At 66.1% G+C, this 15,700-nt stretch carries 9 protein-coding genes and 2 pseudogenes; 5 read left to right on the forward strand and 6 right to left on the reverse strand.

Features of this window, described 5'->3' with window-relative positions; translation table 11 throughout:
* Positions 1-118 precede the first annotated feature (118 nt).
* The 6 genes and pseudogenes from ACYRGX_RS16450 to ACYRGX_RS16475 all read right to left on the reverse strand — a co-directional run.
* Positions 119-4,114 (reverse strand): annotated as a pseudogene (locus tag ACYRGX_RS16450) (NAD-glutamate dehydrogenase); the annotation flags it as partial.
* 381 nt (positions 4,115-4,495) lie between these two features.
* A pseudogene (locus ACYRGX_RS16455) lies at positions 4,496-4,984 on the reverse strand (hypothetical protein); the annotation flags it as partial.
* Positions 4,985-5,156: 172 nt separating this feature from the next.
* Positions 5,157-6,461 carry a TRAP transporter large permease gene (locus ACYRGX_RS16460; protein WP_473053532.1) on the reverse strand — a complete coding sequence of 435 codons (1,305 nt, stop codon included), beginning with the start codon at positions 6,459-6,461 and terminating at the stop codon, positions 5,157-5,159.
* Positions 6,462-6,520: 59 nt separating this feature from the next.
* Positions 6,521-7,027, reverse strand: coding sequence for a TRAP transporter small permease (locus tag ACYRGX_RS16465; RefSeq protein ID WP_473053533.1), 507 nt, complete (start codon positions 7,025-7,027; stop codon positions 6,521-6,523).
* A gap of 51 nt (positions 7,028-7,078) precedes the next feature.
* Positions 7,079-8,065 carry a TRAP transporter substrate-binding protein gene (locus tag ACYRGX_RS16470; RefSeq protein ID WP_473053534.1) on the reverse strand — a complete coding sequence of 329 codons (987 nt, stop codon included), beginning with the start codon at positions 8,063-8,065 and terminating at the stop codon, positions 7,079-7,081.
* Positions 8,066-8,244: 179 nt separating this feature from the next.
* The gene (locus ACYRGX_RS16475) at positions 8,245-9,189 is read right to left on the reverse strand and encodes a LysR family transcriptional regulator (RefSeq protein WP_473053535.1); all 945 of its coding nucleotides are present in this window, start codon (positions 9,187-9,189) and stop codon (positions 8,245-8,247) included.
* 296 nt (positions 9,190-9,485) lie between these two features.
* Here ACYRGX_RS16475 and ACYRGX_RS16480 point away from each other — a divergent pair, with 296 nt between their 5' ends.
* The 5 genes from ACYRGX_RS16480 to ACYRGX_RS16500 all read left to right on the forward strand — a co-directional run bounded on the left by ACYRGX_RS16480 (position 9,486) and on the right by ACYRGX_RS16500 (position 15,432).
* Positions 9,486-10,703, forward strand: a complete 1,218-nt coding sequence (locus ACYRGX_RS16480; RefSeq protein WP_473056713.1) for an OprD family porin — start codon at positions 9,486-9,488, stop codon at positions 10,701-10,703.
* 175 nt (positions 10,704-10,878) lie between these two features.
* Positions 10,879-11,631 (forward strand): 5-oxoprolinase subunit PxpA, encoded by a 753-nt coding sequence (locus ACYRGX_RS16485; RefSeq protein ID WP_473053536.1) that lies wholly within the window; start codon positions 10,879-10,881, stop codon positions 11,629-11,631.
* Entirely contained in the window at positions 11,628-12,341 is a 714-nt protein-coding gene (locus ACYRGX_RS16490) for a 5-oxoprolinase subunit B family protein (protein ID WP_473053537.1), read from the forward strand. Before ACYRGX_RS16485 ends, ACYRGX_RS16490 begins: the two co-directional genes overlap by 4 nt.
* Positions 12,338-13,267 (forward strand): 5-oxoprolinase subunit C family protein, encoded by a 930-nt coding sequence (locus ACYRGX_RS16495; RefSeq protein WP_473053538.1) that lies wholly within the window; start codon positions 12,338-12,340, stop codon positions 13,265-13,267. Before ACYRGX_RS16490 ends, ACYRGX_RS16495 begins: the two co-directional genes overlap by 4 nt.
* Before the next feature lie 281 nt (positions 13,268-13,548).
* Entirely contained in the window at positions 13,549-15,432 is a 1,884-nt protein-coding gene (locus ACYRGX_RS16500; RefSeq protein WP_473053539.1) for a methyl-accepting chemotaxis protein, read from the forward strand.
* Positions 15,433-15,700: the final 268 nt, after the last annotated feature.

Consider the following 15,700-nt stretch of genomic DNA (forward strand, 5'->3'; position numbering starts at 1 on the left):
AAACAGGCATCGGCGAAAGGTCAACAGCCCCTAGACAGACGCCGAAACAAATCAGCCCAGCAGCACGACGCATCCACGACACCCGGCCCACCGTTATCTACGGCGGGCCGGGTAGACCCTACTCGACGTGGTGCGCCAGGTCGCTGAGCTCGCGATCGGCTACCGCGTACATCGCATAGTCGGCCTGGCCGGCGCTGCGCAGCTCGCCGAGCATGTTGCGCCAGCGCTGGACCGGCACCTCGCAACGCTGCATCCAGTGCGCGATGCGCTCGCCCAGATCCACTCCCTCGCTGCGCAACACCGCAATGGTCAGTGCGCGCTGCTGGGCATCCAGGTCGTCGCGGAAGGCCTCGCGGGCCAGCGCCTCCCAGCCATTGCGCACCGGTAGCGCGCTGATCTGCTGCAGGTACCAGCCCAGCTCCAGCGCCTCGCCGACGGCGAACCAGGCGCGCGCCACCTCGGCGGCTTCGAAGCCGGTGAGGTCGGCGGCCTCGACGATCGGCAGCAGCGTGTACAGGTGCGAGGTGCCGGCGACCATCCGTGCCAGCAACTCCGGCACGCCGGCTTCGACATATTCGGCATGTCGCGCCTGCCAGGCATCGCGGGCCTCGCCCTCGATCAGCTCGTCGAGCCTCAATCCCAGCGCGGCGACCCGTGGGCCGAACTCGGTGACCTCGCGGGCGGCATCCAGCGCCTCGCGGCGACTACGCAGGAACCAGCGCGTGGAGCGCCGCCCCAGGCGCATCAGTTCCTCCATCAGTGCCAGCTGCAGCTCGGCCGGTACGGCGTGATCGAGCAGTTCGATCTGGCGGAACCAGTGCGGCAAGTGATAGAGGTCGCGCACCACCACGTACGCGGTGACCACCGCACCGGTGCTCACCCCGGCGGACTGGCGCAGGCGCTGCACGAAGGTGATGCCCATGTGGTTGACCAGGTCGTTGGCCAACTGGGTGGCGACGATCTCGCGACGCAGACGGTGCCCCGCCATGCGCTCGCCGAAACGCTCGCGCAGGGTCGGCGGGAAGGCGCGCTGCATGTCGCGCATCAGGTAATCGTCGTCCACCGCGGACGAGTCGATCAGCGCCTCGTTGAGGTCGATCTTGCTATAGGACACCAGCACCGCCAATTCCGGCCGCGTCAGGCTCTGGCCATGGGCATCGCGCTCGCCCAGGGACTCGTCGCTGGGCAGGAACTCCAGCGCACGATCGAGCTTGCCACGCGCCTCCAGTTCGCCGATCAGCCGACGGTATTCGCCAACGCGCTCGCGCGCACGGCGCTCGGCCAGGGACAGCGCCTGGGTCTGTTTGTAGTTGTTGGCCAGCACCAGCTCGCCGACCTCGTCGGTCATCTGCGCCAGCAACTGGTTGCGCTGCTTGCCGGTCATGTCGCCACCACTGACCAGGCCATCGAGGAGAATCTTGATGTTCACCTCATGGTCGGAGCAGTCCACGCCACCGGCGTTGTCGATGAAGTCGGTGTTGCAGGCGCCGCCAGCCAGGCAGTACTCGATACGCCCGCGCTGGGTCATGCCCAGGTTGCCGCCCTCGCCCACCACCTTGGCGCGCAAGTCGCGACCGTCCACCCGCAGGCCGTCGTTGGCCTTGTCGCCGACCTGCTCGTGCGCTTCGTCGCTGGCCTTGACGTAGGTGCCGATACCGCCGTTCCAGAGCAGGTCCACCGGCGCCTTGAGCAAGGCGTGGATCAGCTCGTTAGGCGCCATGCGCTCGGCGTCGATGGCGAAGCGCTCGCGCATCTGCGGCGTGATGGCGATGCTCTTCGCGCTGCGCGGGAACACCCCGCCGCCCGCGGAGATCAGGCTGGCGTCGTAATCTGCCCAGGACGAACGCGGCAAGGCGAACAGACGCTGGCGCTCGGCGAAGCTGGCCGCCGCATCGGGATTGGGGTCGATGAAGATGTGCTGGTGGTTGAAGGCGGCCACCATGCGCAGGCTCTGGGACATCAGCAGGCCGTTGCCGAAGACGTCGCCGGCCATGTCGCCGATGCCCAGCACCGTGACCGGGTCCTTCTGCACGTCGATGCCGCGCTCTCGGAAGTGCCGCTGCACCGAGACCCAGGCGCCCTTCGCGGTGATGCCCATGACCTTGTGGTCGTAGCCGGCCGAACCGCCGGAGGCGAAGGCATCGCCGAGCCAGAAGCGGTAGTCGGCGGCGATGCCGTTGGCGATGTCGGAGAAGGTCGCGGTGCCTTTGTCCGCGGCCACCACCAGGTAGGGGTCGTCACCGTCGTAGCGCACCACCGCTGGCGGCGGCGCGACTTCGCCGTCGACCAGGTTGTCGGTGATGTCGAGCAGGCCGCTGATGAAGATGCGGTAGCAGGCGATGGCCTCGGCCTGGACCTCGTCGCGCGAGCCATTGGGCAGGCGCCGCGGCACGAAGCCGCCCTTGGCGCCGACCGGCACGATCACCGCATTCTTCACCTGCTGCGCCTTGACCAGGCCGAGCACCTCGGTGCGGTAGTCCTCCTCGCGGTCGGACCAACGCAAACCGCCACGCGCCACGCGCCCGGCGCGCAGGTGCACGCCCTCCACGCGCGGCGAATAGACGAAGATCTCGAACAGCGGCACCGGCCGCGGCAGCTCGGGAATTGCCCGCGGGTCGAACTTGAAGCTGAAGTAACCTTTGGCCTGGCCGTCTTCCGCAGGCTGGTAGAAGTTGGTGCGCAGAGTGGCCTTGATCAGCGCCAGGTAGCGTCGCAGGATGCGGTCCTCGTTGAGCACCGCGACCTCGTCCAGAGCACCGAGGATCGCCTGTTCCAGGCGCGCCTGCTTGTCCGCCAGGTCTTCCGCGGAGAGCTTGCGCGCCAGGTAGAAGCGCGTACGGAACAGCCGCGCCAGCTCGCGGGCGATGTGCGGATGCGCGTTGAGGGTGGCGGCGATGTAGCCCAGGTCGAAGCCGATGCGAATCTGCTTGAGGTAGCGGGCGAAGGCACGCAGCAAGGCGGCGTCGCGCCAGGACAGTCCCGCATTGAGCACCAGGCGGTTGAAGGCGTCGTTCTCCGCCGCGCCGCCCATGATGTTCACGAAAGCATCCTGCAGCGTCTCGTTGAGCTGCTGGATGTCCACCTCCAGCCCTTCCGCATAGGTGAAGGCGAAATCGTGGATCCAGAATTGCCGGCCATCACGATGGCGTACGCGGTAGGGAAACTCACCGAGCACGCGCAGGCCCAGGTTTTCCAGGATCGGCAACACATCCGACAGCGGCAGCGGCTGGTCGGCATGGTAGAGCTTGCAATGCAGCAGCCGGCCTTCCTCGGCCAGCGGCTGGTAGAAGCGCATCACCAACGGCCGCTGCGCGGACAGCGACAGCAGGTGCTGCAGGTCGACCACCGCCGAGTGCGCGGCGAAACGCTCGCGATAGCCGGCGGGGAAGCCTTTCGGGAAGTCCGCCAGCAATTCGGTGCCCTGGGCCTCGCCGAAGCTTTCCAGCAACTGCGCGGCAAAGTCGTCCTGCCAGGAGCGGCAGGCCTGCACCACTTCCTGTTCGAGCTGCTGCAACGGCGGCAGCCCGTGTTCGCCCAGGTCCACCCGCAGGATGAACTGCACGCGGGTCAGCACCGACTCGGAGAAATAGGTCCAGAACTCGCAGTCCTCGGCCTGCAGACGCTCCATCAGCACCTGCTGGATGCGCAGGCGCACCTCGGTGGAATAGATGTCACGGGGCACGTAGGCCAGCGCATAGACGAAGCGCCGGTACGGATCGGTGCGCAGGAACAGCCGCACCACGTTGCGCTCCTGCAGCTGGACGATGGCCATGGCGGTGGCGAACAGCTCGTCCACCGGCGTCTGGAACAGATCATCGCGGGGCAGCACCTGGAGCACCTGACCCAGTTCCTTGCCCAGGTGCGCGCTGTGCTCGAAGCCCGCACGGCGACGGATTTCCGCGACCTTGCCGGCAACGAAGGGAATGCGGTCGACGCTCTGGTTGTAGACGTGGGCGGTGTACAGCCCGAGGAAGCGCATCTCGCGCAGCACCCGGCCGTTCTCATCCACCTCACGCAACGAGACGAGGTCCGGATAGGCCGGCCGATGCACCCGGCTGGGGGTCGCCGCCTTGGCGAAGGACAGCAGCAGCGGCTGGCGCAGGTAGTCCAGCGCCGCGCCGGAGACCTGCGGCCCCTGGCCATCGCCGAACTCCCCGCGCAGACGCCGCGAAAGCCCCAGCAGGCTATCGGCCACGTAGGCCATGTGCGCGCCCTCGGGGCCTTCCTCGACGCGGAATTCCTCGTAGCCGAGGAAGGTGAAATGGTCGTCCAGCAGCCAGTCGATGAAACGCGCCGCCGCCTGCGGTTCCGCCTGGTCGGCGCCGCCGGCCAGCGCCGGCCGACTACCCAGCCAGTCGCGCAACTCGAGGGCCTTGGCCTGCATGGCGTCGAACTCACCGACCGCCAGGCGCACCTCTTCCAGCACATCGTAGAGCGCGCCCTCGAGCGCCTTCAGTTCAGCGGCACTGGAGCAACGGTCGATCTCCAGGAAGATCAGCGATTCATTGCTCGCCTGGTCCTCGCACACGCCCTTGGGCAGCAATTCCTGACGACGCCCACTGGCATCGCGGCGCACGCACAGCACGCTGTTCTGCAGCGCGTGGATCGCGTGCCCCTGGCGCTTGAGCTCGACGCGCAGCGAGTCGACGAGGAACGGCAGGTCCGGGTGCAGCACCTGCACTGCGGTATGCGGCGACTGCCAGCCGTGCTTCTCGTAATCGGGGTTGAACACGCGCACTTTCGGCTGGCCATCGAACTCGGCGAGCAACCGCCAGCTGGACAGCGTGCAGCCCACCAGGTCGAGCAGGCGCCGCTGCTGCAGCTCCTCCACCGACACGATGGCGAAGAACTGCTCGGCGAAGCGCATCACCTGCGGCAGTTCGCCCTCAGGCAGCACCCCGGCCAACGCCCGCTGCAGTTGCTCGAAGAATTCGGCCTTGCTGGCCGCACTGAAAAACGCCATGCCTCTACTCCCGATTATCATCGCCGGATCGGCCCTCACCACGCGAACGCGGCCCTCAAGTGACAGACGCAGGCGCGCGGGGTTCGACAAACAGCTTAGCCATTGAGGCAGGATGCACGCCTATGGTGCAGCGACAATTTCGTTCAGGGAAAGCCGCGAGCGGCCAGCGGCCGCACGCGCTCGCCCGTCGAAATCAAGCGCCCTTCATAGCCTGGGGCAGCAGCAGCACGATCTGCGGGAAGAAGGTGAGCAGCACGGCGGCCAGCACCAGCAGCAGGAAAAAGGGGAACGCCGCCCGGGCCACCGCCGCCAGGTTGCGCCCGGTGAGGTTCTGAATGACGAACAGGTTGAAGCCCACCGGCGGGGTGATCTGCGCCATCTCCACCACCAGGATGACGAAGATGCCGAACCACAGCAGGTCGATCCCTGCCGCCCTCACCGCAGGCAGGATCACCGCGGTGGTCAGCAGGATGATCGAGATGCCATCGAGGAAGCAGCCCAGCAGGATGAAGAACAGCGTCAGCGCCAGCAGCAGCGCATAGGGTGAGAACTGCCGCGCGACGATCCAGTCGGCCAGGGCCGAGGGCAAGCCGGTGAAGCCCATCGCCGAGGTCAGGTAGGCCGCGCCGAGCAGGATGAAGAAGATCATGCACGAGGTGCATACCGCGCCCATCAGGCTGGCCATGAAGGTCTCGCGGTTGAGCGCGCCAGAGAACAGGGCGATCAACAACGCGCCGAGCACACCCACCGCCGCCGCCTCGGTGGCGGTGGCGATGCCGCCGTAGATCGAGCCGATCACCGCCGCGATCAAGCCCAGGACGGGGATCAGCAACCGAGCACGTGCGAGCTTCTCGCGCAACGGCAGCGCCTCCCCCTCCTCCGGCAACTGATCGCGATGCAGGCGCGCCCAGAGCATCAGGTAGCCGCAGAACAGTGCCAGCAGCAACAGCCCCGGCAGGACGCCGGCGATGAACAGCCGGGAGATGGACACCTGCGCCGCTACCCCGTAGACGATCATCATGATCGATGGCGGGATCAATAGGCCCAAGGTGCCTGCGCCGGCCAGCGAGCCCATCGCGATCTTCTCCGGATAGCCCCGTGCGCTGAGCTCCGGCAGGGAGATACGTCCGATGGTGGCGGTGGTCGCCGCCGACGAGCCGCTGACCGCGGCGAACAGCCCACAGCCGAACACGTTGACGTGCAGCAGGCGCCCGGGCAGACCGCGCATCCACGGCGAGAGCCCGTTGAACATGTCTTCCGAGAGGCGCGTGCGGTAGAGAATTTCGCCCATCCAGATGAACAGCGGCAACGCGGTCAGGGTCCAGCTGGCGCTGCTGGACCAACTGGTGGAGGCGAGGATCGAGCCCGCGGGCGCGCCGCCGAACACCTCCATGCCCAGGATACCGACGCCCAGCAGCGCCAGCGCCACCCAGACGCCAGCACCGAGCAAGGCGAAAAGCGCTATCAGCAGGGTCAGGGTAATGATCGAATAGTCCAAGGTTCAGTCTCGCAGCGGGACGGGCGCAGGAGCGCCGGAGGATGGATCGGGTACGCGGATCACTCGCTGAGCACGGTCTCGCCGTTCGAGCGCTCGCAGGGTCGTCCGAGGCATACCAGCAGCAGACGCTCGAACATCGCCACGGCGAAGATCGCGGTCCCCAGCACCATCGGCAACTGCGGCAGCCACATCGGGATGGGCAGCAAGCCGCTGGAGACGTCATGGAACTGGTAGGACTCGAGCACGAACCGCGCACTGTAGTAGGCCAAGTACACGGCGATGCCCAGGCCGATCAGGCAGGCCAGGATGTCCAGCGCACGCCGCACGGCCGGCGGCAACAGGCGCGCCACCAGCTCGACGCGAATATGCGCGCCACGCTGCAGCGCATAAGGCAGTGCGAGAAAGCCCGAGGCGGCCATGGCATAGGCGGCGAACTCGTCCGCCGCCGGCACCATGGCACCGAACTGCCGCGCGACGATCTGCGCCAGCACCAGCACGGCGATGGCGACCAGGCAAAGCCCGGCAAGCCACCCGGACAGGGTGTAAAGCTTGTTCAGAGGGGTCATCGCTGGCTCCGGAAAAAGGCAGTCCCCTGGCCCACGCCGGGGGACGGCGGATCAGTTGCGGTAGGTGTCGAGAATCTTCTGGCCGTCGGCACCGGCGCGGTCGAGCCATTCCTTGGTCATCGTCTCGCCGATTTCATCGAGGCCTTTCTCGACATCCGCCGGCGCATGATCGGCGACCTGCATACCGTGGTCGGCGAGCGTCTTGATCAACTCGCCGGTCTTTTCCTCGGCGACCTTCCAACCCTCGGCCTCGGCCTTCCCGGCGGCGGCCAGCAGTGCATCCTGGGTGGCCTGCGGCAAACGGGCGAAGGCTCGTGCGTTGACGATCACGAAGTTCTTCGGAATGAACGCCTTCACATCGTAGTAGTAGCTGGAAAAGTCCCAGGCCTGGGTATCGACGCCGGTGGTCGGCGACGTCAGCATCCCGGAGATCATCCCGGTGCTGAAGGCCTGCGGCACTTCGCCGGTCTGGATGACGGTGGGCACCGCGCCCATGAGTTCCACCATGCGCGAGGTGGCCGGGTTATAGGCACGGAATTTCATGCCCTTGAAGTCGGCCATCTGGCTGATCGGGGTCTTGGTGAAGATGCTCTGCGGAGACCACGGCACCGCGTAGAGCAGCTTGAGGCCCTGCTTGTCCAGGCGCTCCTCCACCGCCGGCCGGCTGGCTTCCCAGAGCGCCTTGGCCTGGGTGTAGTTACGTGCCAGGAAGGGCACGCTGTCGACCTCGAAGATCGGATCTTCGTTACCCAGCACAGACATCAGTACGTCACCCAGCTGGATTTGCCCGGTCTGCACCGCGCGCTTCACTTCCGGGCGCTTGAACAGCATCGAGTTGGTATGGACGCGAATCTGCAGTTCTCCGGCGGAAGCCTGTTCGACCTCCTGCGCGAAGGACTTGGCAACCTCGGTGATCGGGTTGCCGTCGGGCTGCTCTACGCTCATGTTCCAGCGCTCTGCAGCCTGTGCGGCGAGGCAACCCAGGCCCAGCACGCAGGCCAGTGCGGTACGGGCGAAACGCGAAGCGGTGACTGTCATCGAACTCTCTCCTGATCGTTGCGTTGCGGCAGATCGAGGCCGCCATGGGGGTGCCCTGGCGAGTCTCGGCGCAGGCCTCGGTGCTGTCCAACTAGAAAAATCAGGGGGCTGATGATCGAAAATCATTATGAGACAAAAGGAGGCGATAGCCTCCCGCACGCACCAAGCCAGCGCATTTTTCAGGCGATTTTCTGTATGCCGGTGCTGGGCTGACGCGCAAAAAGCTCCGCACCCACCTGCTCCGAGTAGGCCTCAAGCGCCTCGCAGGCCAGCCCGACGATCTCCTCGTTGAGCTCCAGACCCACGCCACTGCGCCAGGTCGCCACCACCGGCAACGCAGGCGGCTCGGGTACGTCCCTGAGGATGCTCAACGCCCCCTGGCGCAGTTCGTCGCCGACCAGCGCCGGGGGCATTGCGCCGATGCCGAAGCCATCGCGAACCAGGCGCGTCATCGCCGCGATGGAGTTCACGCAACTGACGCGCGGCGAGCACACGTTGCCGGCGTGTAGCAGGTTGAGGATGTCCTGATGGGGTCGCGAGTTCTTCGAGAAGGTGATCAGCCGCTCCCGTGCCATCTCCCCGATGGAGGCGTAGGGACGGTCGTAGATCGAGCCGGTGGAGACGATCCAGCTCACCGGGAAGGCGGCCAGTTCGACATTGCGCACGCTGTCGCCATTGACCATGTCGGTCTGGAAGATGACGTCCAGGTAACCCTTCTGCAGTTGCTCGGTGAGATTGCGCGCGGTGTCCGCGTTGAGCTCGATCTCCACGTTGGGGTAACGCTCCATGATGCGTGTCACGAAAGGACTCAGCCAGGTGTGGATCACCGTATCCATCGCCCCCACCCGAACCCGTCCATGCACGCTGCCGGTATCGCTGATGGACTGCTTCATCGCATGCATGGTTTCCATCATGCGCTCGGCGTATTCGAGAACCTTCTGGCCTTCCGGCGTCAGCGAAACGCCCTTGGAATCACGCAGGAACAGCCGTGTACCGAGTTCGTCCTCCAGCGCCGCGATGCGGCTGGAAATCGAGGCCTGGGTACTGAACAGCTTCTCCGCGGTGAGGCGAAAGCTCTTCAGCCGAGCCACCCAGACGAAGGTTTCGATAAATCTCAGGTTCATGCCGCCAGCCTCGTGCAAACCATAGGATCAATGGCGCAACACGCAGCGCCTCGAGGGGAGTCTGCAAAGCAAGTTCCAGACCGGGACTCCAGCGCACGGATATCGCGTTTTCCTATCGCACCTCGCAATTTTTTCTCGTTGGACGGTTTGCAGCAGCCCTCCAAAGAATGAATGAAGCTCTCTCGCCCCAGCCCTATGGGCGCCGGAGCCCACAACAAAAATCTCTCGAATCGCGCTCTGCCAAGCAGCCGCCGACCTGGCGCCTGCGCGCTCCCGACCTGGAGAACGACCCCATGATGTCCCCCAACCGCTTAGCGGCCCTGCTGATGTTCAGCGGCTCCCTGCCGACCCTTGCCCATGCCGACTTCATCGGCGACAGCAAGGCCAGCCTGGAGCTGCGCAATTTCTACTTCAACCGAGACTTCCGCCAGAGTGGCGCCCGCGACAAGGCCGAAGAGTGGGCGCAAGGCTTCCTGCTGCGCATGGAGTCCGGCTACACCGAAGGCACCGTCGGCTTCGGTCTCGACGCGATGGGCCTGGTCGGACTGAAACTGGATTCCGGTGACGGCACCGCCGGCAGCGGCTTGCTTCCGGCCGACGGCAGCGGAGGTTCGCAGGATGAGTACAGCAAGCTGGCGTTGACCGCCAAGGCGAAGGTGTCCAACAGCGTGCTGAAGGTCGGCGCCCTGCAATTCCGCAGTCCGATCGTCTCGGCGAACGACTCGCGCCTGCTACCGCAGCTGTTTCGCGGCGCGCTGCTCAACGTGCAGGAAATCGACAACCTGACCCTGCAGGGCGGGCGCATCGACCGCATCAAGGCGAACAGTTCCAGTGACTACGTCGACCTGTCCGGCAACCGCATCGGCGGCAGCAGCGACCAGTTCACCTTCGCTGGCGGTGACTACAAGTTCACCCCGCAGCTGAGTGCCGGTCTGCATTACGGCGAGCTGCAAGACATCTACCAGCAGTACTACGCGACCCTGGTACACACGCTGCCGTTGGCCGAGGGCCAGTCGCTGAAAACCGACCTGCGCTATGCCAGCAGCCGGGAGGACGGCAACTTCCGTGACCTCGACAACCGGGCCTTCGGCGCCATGCTCACCTACCGCATCGGCAGCCACGCCTTCGGCGCCGCCTACCAGCGCATGAGCGGCGACGATCCGTTCCCCTACATCGCCAACAGCGACCCGTACTTGGTGAACTTCGTGCAGATCCGTGACTTCGCCAACATCGACGAGCGCTCCTGGCAGGTCCGCTACGACTACGACTTCAGCACGCTGGGCATGCCCGGCCTGACCTTCATGACGCGCTATATCTCCGGTGACAACGTCGAGACCGGCGGCGCCAACGGCGGCACCGAATGGGAACGCGACATGGACATCGCCTACGTGTTCCAGGGCGGCCCGTTGAAGAACTTCGGCGTGAAATGGCGCAACGCCACGGTGCGCTCCAACTTCAGCGACGACCTCGACGAGAACCGCCTGATCCTCACCTACGCCCTGCCGCTCTGGTAGCGCGGCCACGCGTCTCCCGCCCACGGGAGGCGCGCATCGGTTTTTTCTATCTCCGCCCGCCGGTTTAATTAGTTGGACGCTGCACGAGCATGCGCACACCATGTGCCGCATGCTGCGCGGAGCCGATTCCGCCGTCCCGAAACAACGACTGCGGCCCGTCCGCAGGAGGCCTTGCGTGAACAGCCTGCTTCTCAACTGCGACATCGGCGAGAGCTTCGGCGCCTGGACCATGGGTCTGGATGCCGAGGTCATGCCCTACATCGACTGCGCCAACATCGCCTGCGGCTTCCACGCCTCGGACCCGTGCACCATGCGCAAGACGGTCACCCTGGCCGTCGAGCACGGCGTGCGAATCGGCGCGCACACCGCCTACCAGGACCTGGTCGGTTTCGGCCGGCGCTCGATGGATTGCACACCGCAGGAAGTCGAAGACCTGATGCTCTATCAGATCGGCGCACTGGAAGCGCTGTGCCGCAGCCAGGGCACCCGCGTCAGCTACGTCAAACCCCACGGCGCGCTGTACCAGGACATGATGCGCAAGCCAGCCATCCTGCGTGCGGTGATGAGCGCGGTTGCCAAGTACGACAGTGCCCTGCCGCTGATGTTGATGAGCACCCGCGACAACAGCCAGGCCCAGGCACTGGGTAACGAAGCCGGCCTCACGCTGTGGTTCGAAGCCTTCGCCGACCGCGCCTATGACGCCGCCGGCTTCCTCGTCGCGCGCAGCCAGACCGGCGCGGTGCACCACGACGCCACCACCATCGTCGCCCAAGCTGTCACCCTGGCCCGCGGCGAGGACCTGCGCGCCAGCGACGGCAGCGCCCTACCGCTGCGCGCCCAGACGCTCTGCGTGCACGGCGACAACGCAGGCTCCGTGGCCGCGGTGAAGCGCATCCGCGAGGCCTTCGACGCCTTGGCCAACGCATGAGGGCGCCCGTTCCACGGCTGGAAATCGCCGGTATCGACAGCCTGATCCTGAGGCTCTTCGAGGGTATCGACGAGGCCAACATGCCCTGGCTACTGGCCGCCGACCAGCGCCTGCGCGCGGTGTTCGGCGAAGCCCTGATCGACCTGGTGCCGTCCTACACCACACTGTTGCTGCACTATGACCTCGAACGCCTGGATGCCGCGCAAGTGCGCACACTGGTCGCCGAGGCCTTCAGCGACCTGCAACCGGCCGCCGCTGGCAGCGGTCGCCTGCATCGCCTGCCGACCTGGTACGACCCCAGCGTCGGCCCGGAGCTGGCCCTGCTGTCGCAGCGCAGCGGCTACTCGGTGGCCGAGGTCATCACGCGCCACGCCGGGCGCGAATACCAGGTGTTCGCCCTCGGCTTCGCTCCCGGCTTCGGCTTCATGGGGCTGGTCGAGGAAGCCCTCGCCGCGCCGCGCCTGAACACCCCTCGGCAACGCATCGCCACCGGTAGCGTCGGCATCGCCGAACGCCAGACCGCCATCTATCCGGCCGTGTCTCCGGGCGGCTGGAACCTGCTCGGACGCACCCCGGTGCGCCTGTTCGGCGCCGACATCGAGGGGTACAGCCTGCTGCAACCCGGCGACCGGGTTCGCTTCGAGCCCATCGACCATGCCGAATTCATCCGCCTCGGCGGCGACGACACGCCCCTGGAGCCCCTCGTATGAGTTCTCTGGCCGGACTGCGCGTGCTACGCAGTAGCCCCTTCGTTCAATTGCAGGACGGCGGCCGCTTCGGTGTACGCCACCTCGGCGTAACCCAGAGCGGCGCACTCGACTGGATCGCCCAGCGTTGGGCCAACTGGCTGCTGGGCAACCCATTGCAGGCGCCGGTCCTGGAAATTCTCCTGGGTGGCCTGCAACTCGAATGCGCCGGCGACAGCACCCTCGCCCTCGCCGGCGCGGACCTCGGTGCCACGCTCGATGGCGAGCCCCTGGCGCCGTGGAAATCCTTTCGGGTGCGCGCCGGGCAACGTCTGGCGTTCGTCCAGCCACGCCAGGGCGCCCGCGCCTACCTCGCAGTACCCGGCGGCTTCGCGGTAGCACAGGTGCTCGGCAGCTGCGCCGGCGTCGTCCGCGAGGGGCTAGGCGGCCTGCATGGCGACGGCAACGGCCTCGTCGAGGGCAACCTACTGCACTGGCACGGCGAGCCGCCAGCACCGCGCGAACTGCCGGCCAGCCGGATTCCGCAGTACACCGCCACGCCGCGCCTGGAACTGGTACTCGGTGCGCAACACGGCGAGTTCAGCGGGCAGAGCCTGTTCGACCTGTTCAACCGCGAGTGGACCCTGGACCAGCGCGCCGACCGCATGGGCGTACGCCTGCTCGGCGAGCCGCTGCATTACCTGGGGCAGCCACTGGTGTCCGAGGGCATTCCCCTGGGCGCCATGCAAGTGCCGCCGGACGGCCAACCGATCGTATTGCTCAACGACCGCCAGACCATCGGCGGCTATCCGCGCCTGGGTGCGCTGACGCCGGAAGCCGTCGCCCGACTCGGCCAATGCCTGCCCGGCGAAAAGCTGCGCCTGGCCCCGGTGCTGCAAGAGCGCGCACAGCGCCGACAACGGGAACTGCTAGGTCAGTGGTCGGGCTGATATCGTCATACAATTGCGAGGGCCTGCTGCCGTTTTATTCGCGAGCCACGTTGTCGCCACAAATGGCCTGCGGGCCGGTGCCTGTTTTGGCACGATACGGCGTTGCTCATCTTGGACTTCCCCCCGATAAGCCCCACGACTCGCGCCGTGTCGTGCCAAAACAGGTACCGGCGCGGCCGTGAATAAAACGGCAGCAGGCCCTAGAGCCCACGCAGCGTCTGGTTTACTCTGCGCTCCCGGACCGTTCGGGTCTGCCAATAACAACAAACGAAGGATCGATCATGCAGTTCTTTCTTTCCTGGAAACAGAAGTTCCTGCTGCTGGGCTGCATCGCGCTGCTCAGCCTGGCATTGATGACCGCTGCATCGATCTGGAGCAATGCGCAGATTGGCGGTGCCATGCAGGCCCAACAGGCCGCCACCAACTACCGCAACCTCTCGCTCAACCTGCTCAACGGCTGGCTGACCCTGGAGCAATCGCGCAACGGCCTGAACAGCGCCTCGCGCGAGGCGTTCAGCGAACGCCAGCAGCGTTTGCAGGCCTATCTCGAGCAACTGGTGCCGCGTGCCCAGGGGCTGGGAGACCCCGAGGTGCTCCGCTCCGCGCAGTCCATCACCGAGCAACTTCAGGTGGGCCTGGCCCTGCAGGAGCAGTGGCTGAAACTGCGCGAGCAGTTCGGCCTGGCGCCCGACCAGGGCCAGCGCAAGATCATTTCCGCCGCGGCGCAGAAGCTCGAACAGATCAACATCAGTTTGATCCAGCCCACCATCGCACAGGCGCTACGCGCCCAGCGCGATTACCTGGCGAACTTCGATCCGGAGCAGGCCAAGCAGGCCCGGGAAGCCATCAAGACGCTACAGGCGACCCTCGCGGGGCTGGAATGGGAAGAAACCGCCATCGGCAAGTCGGCCACCGAGTATTCCCGCGCCTTCGACGACATCGACGCGCTGGTGTTGCAGCTACGCGACGTCGAAACCCGTCTGAAGGAGGCCTCGCAGCAAGTACAGCAACAGATCGAAGCGCAGAACGAACTGCTCGGCAACGGCATCCTCGCACGCACCGCGCAGCAGGCCGATCAGGCACGGCAGTCGAGCCTGGTGCTGCTTGGCATCACCTTCGTCATCGTCTCGATAGTGCTGCTGAGCATGCTCTGGCGCGTCTCCCAGCAGTTGATGCTGCAACTGGGCCGGGTCGGCGAATTGCTCACCCAGGTGGCCGCCGGCAACCTCTCGCGTACCCTTGAGGAAGGGCGAAACCCGCGGGACGAATTCAACCAGTTGGGCCAGACCTCAAACCGCATGATCGAGGGCATTTCCACCGTGGTTGCCCAGGTTCTGCAGGGCAATCGCCATCTGGGCGAACTGCGCGACTACCTTAACGAAGCCATGCGCCGCCTGGAGCAGAACAGCGCCCAGGTGGAGTCGCAGACCGAGCAGGCGGCTTCCGCTTCCCGACAGATCTCACTGACGGTCAACGAGATCGCCCAGCGTACCTCCGAAGTCGGCGAAGCCACGCGCTCGGCGGTGGAGTCGGCGCGCCAGGGCTCGCGGGTGATCGATGCCAGCGTGACAAGCATGCGCAACCTCTCCGGCACCATCCAGGCGACCCACGAGCAGGTTTCCCTGCTGAGTCAGTCGAGCACGCGCGTCAGCGGCATCATCGATGTGATCAACAGCCTCGCCGACCAGACCAACCTGCTGGCGCTCAACGCCGCCATCGAGGCCGCGCGCGCCGGCGAAGCCGGACGCGGCTTCTCGGTGGTCGCCGACGAAGTGCGCTCGCTGGCGCAGAAGACCGTCGCCGCGACCACCGACATCGCCCACATCGTCGGCGAGTTCCAGCAACAAACGCGGCAGATGGACACGCTGATGGAGCGCGGCCTGAACCTCGCCGGGGACAGCGAGAACCATGCGGGACAGGTCGCCGAGGCCATCGGCGTCATCACCCAGTCCATGGAACAGCTCAACGACGAGATGAACCGCGTGGTGGTCGCCGTCGAGGAAATCTCCACCACCACCCTGGATATCGCCGGCAAGATGGACGACATCAACCATCACACCGAAGAGACCCGCCAACTGCGCCAGACGCTCGACGAGCACGCACGCAGTCTGTCGACCCAGGTCGCCGCGCTGGAAACCTCGACCAGCCAGTTCCGTCTGGCCTGAGACGCGACGCCCCCCGCGTCCGTCATCGGCGGCGCGGGGGGCGTTTCTTAGCACGCGCTACGCGCAAATTGGGCGAGTACGTCCGGCCTTGCCCGTCTCGCCCAGGCCGCCCCTTCGGCGGCGTCCTCCAGAGGCTGGATCGTTCAACCCAGGCTCCAGGGCGGCGATCGCCGCACCGGCTCGAGTCGGCCGGCCCACCGCCAAACATGGTCGAGACTTCGGCCTTCGATTAACATGGCCTGCCCGCGGCCGCGCCGCCCCAACGATG

It is taken from the genome of Pseudomonas sp. R4-15 (genome assembly GCF_055768815.1).

Coding starts and splice junctions, on each gene's coding strand:
- ACYRGX_RS16465 (WP_473053533.1), bottom strand. CDS start 7,027: ATGACCCCTCTGAACAAGCTTTACACCCTGTCCGGGTGGCTTGCCGGG.
- ACYRGX_RS16495 (WP_473053538.1), top strand. CDS start 12,338: ATGAGTTCTCTGGCCGGACTGCGCGTGCTACGCAGTAGCCCCTTCGTT.
- ACYRGX_RS16480 (WP_473056713.1), top strand. CDS start 9,486: ATGTCCCCCAACCGCTTAGCGGCCCTGCTGATGTTCAGCGGCTCCCTG.
- ACYRGX_RS16500 (WP_473053539.1), top strand. CDS start 13,549: ATGCAGTTCTTTCTTTCCTGGAAACAGAAGTTCCTGCTGCTGGGCTGC.
- ACYRGX_RS16470 (WP_473053534.1), bottom strand. CDS start 8,065: ATGACAGTCACCGCTTCGCGTTTCGCCCGTACCGCACTGGCCTGCGTG.
- ACYRGX_RS16475 (WP_473053535.1), bottom strand. CDS start 9,189: ATGAACCTGAGATTTATCGAAACCTTCGTCTGGGTGGCTCGGCTGAAG.
- ACYRGX_RS16490 (WP_473053537.1), top strand. CDS start 11,628: ATGAGGGCGCCCGTTCCACGGCTGGAAATCGCCGGTATCGACAGCCTG.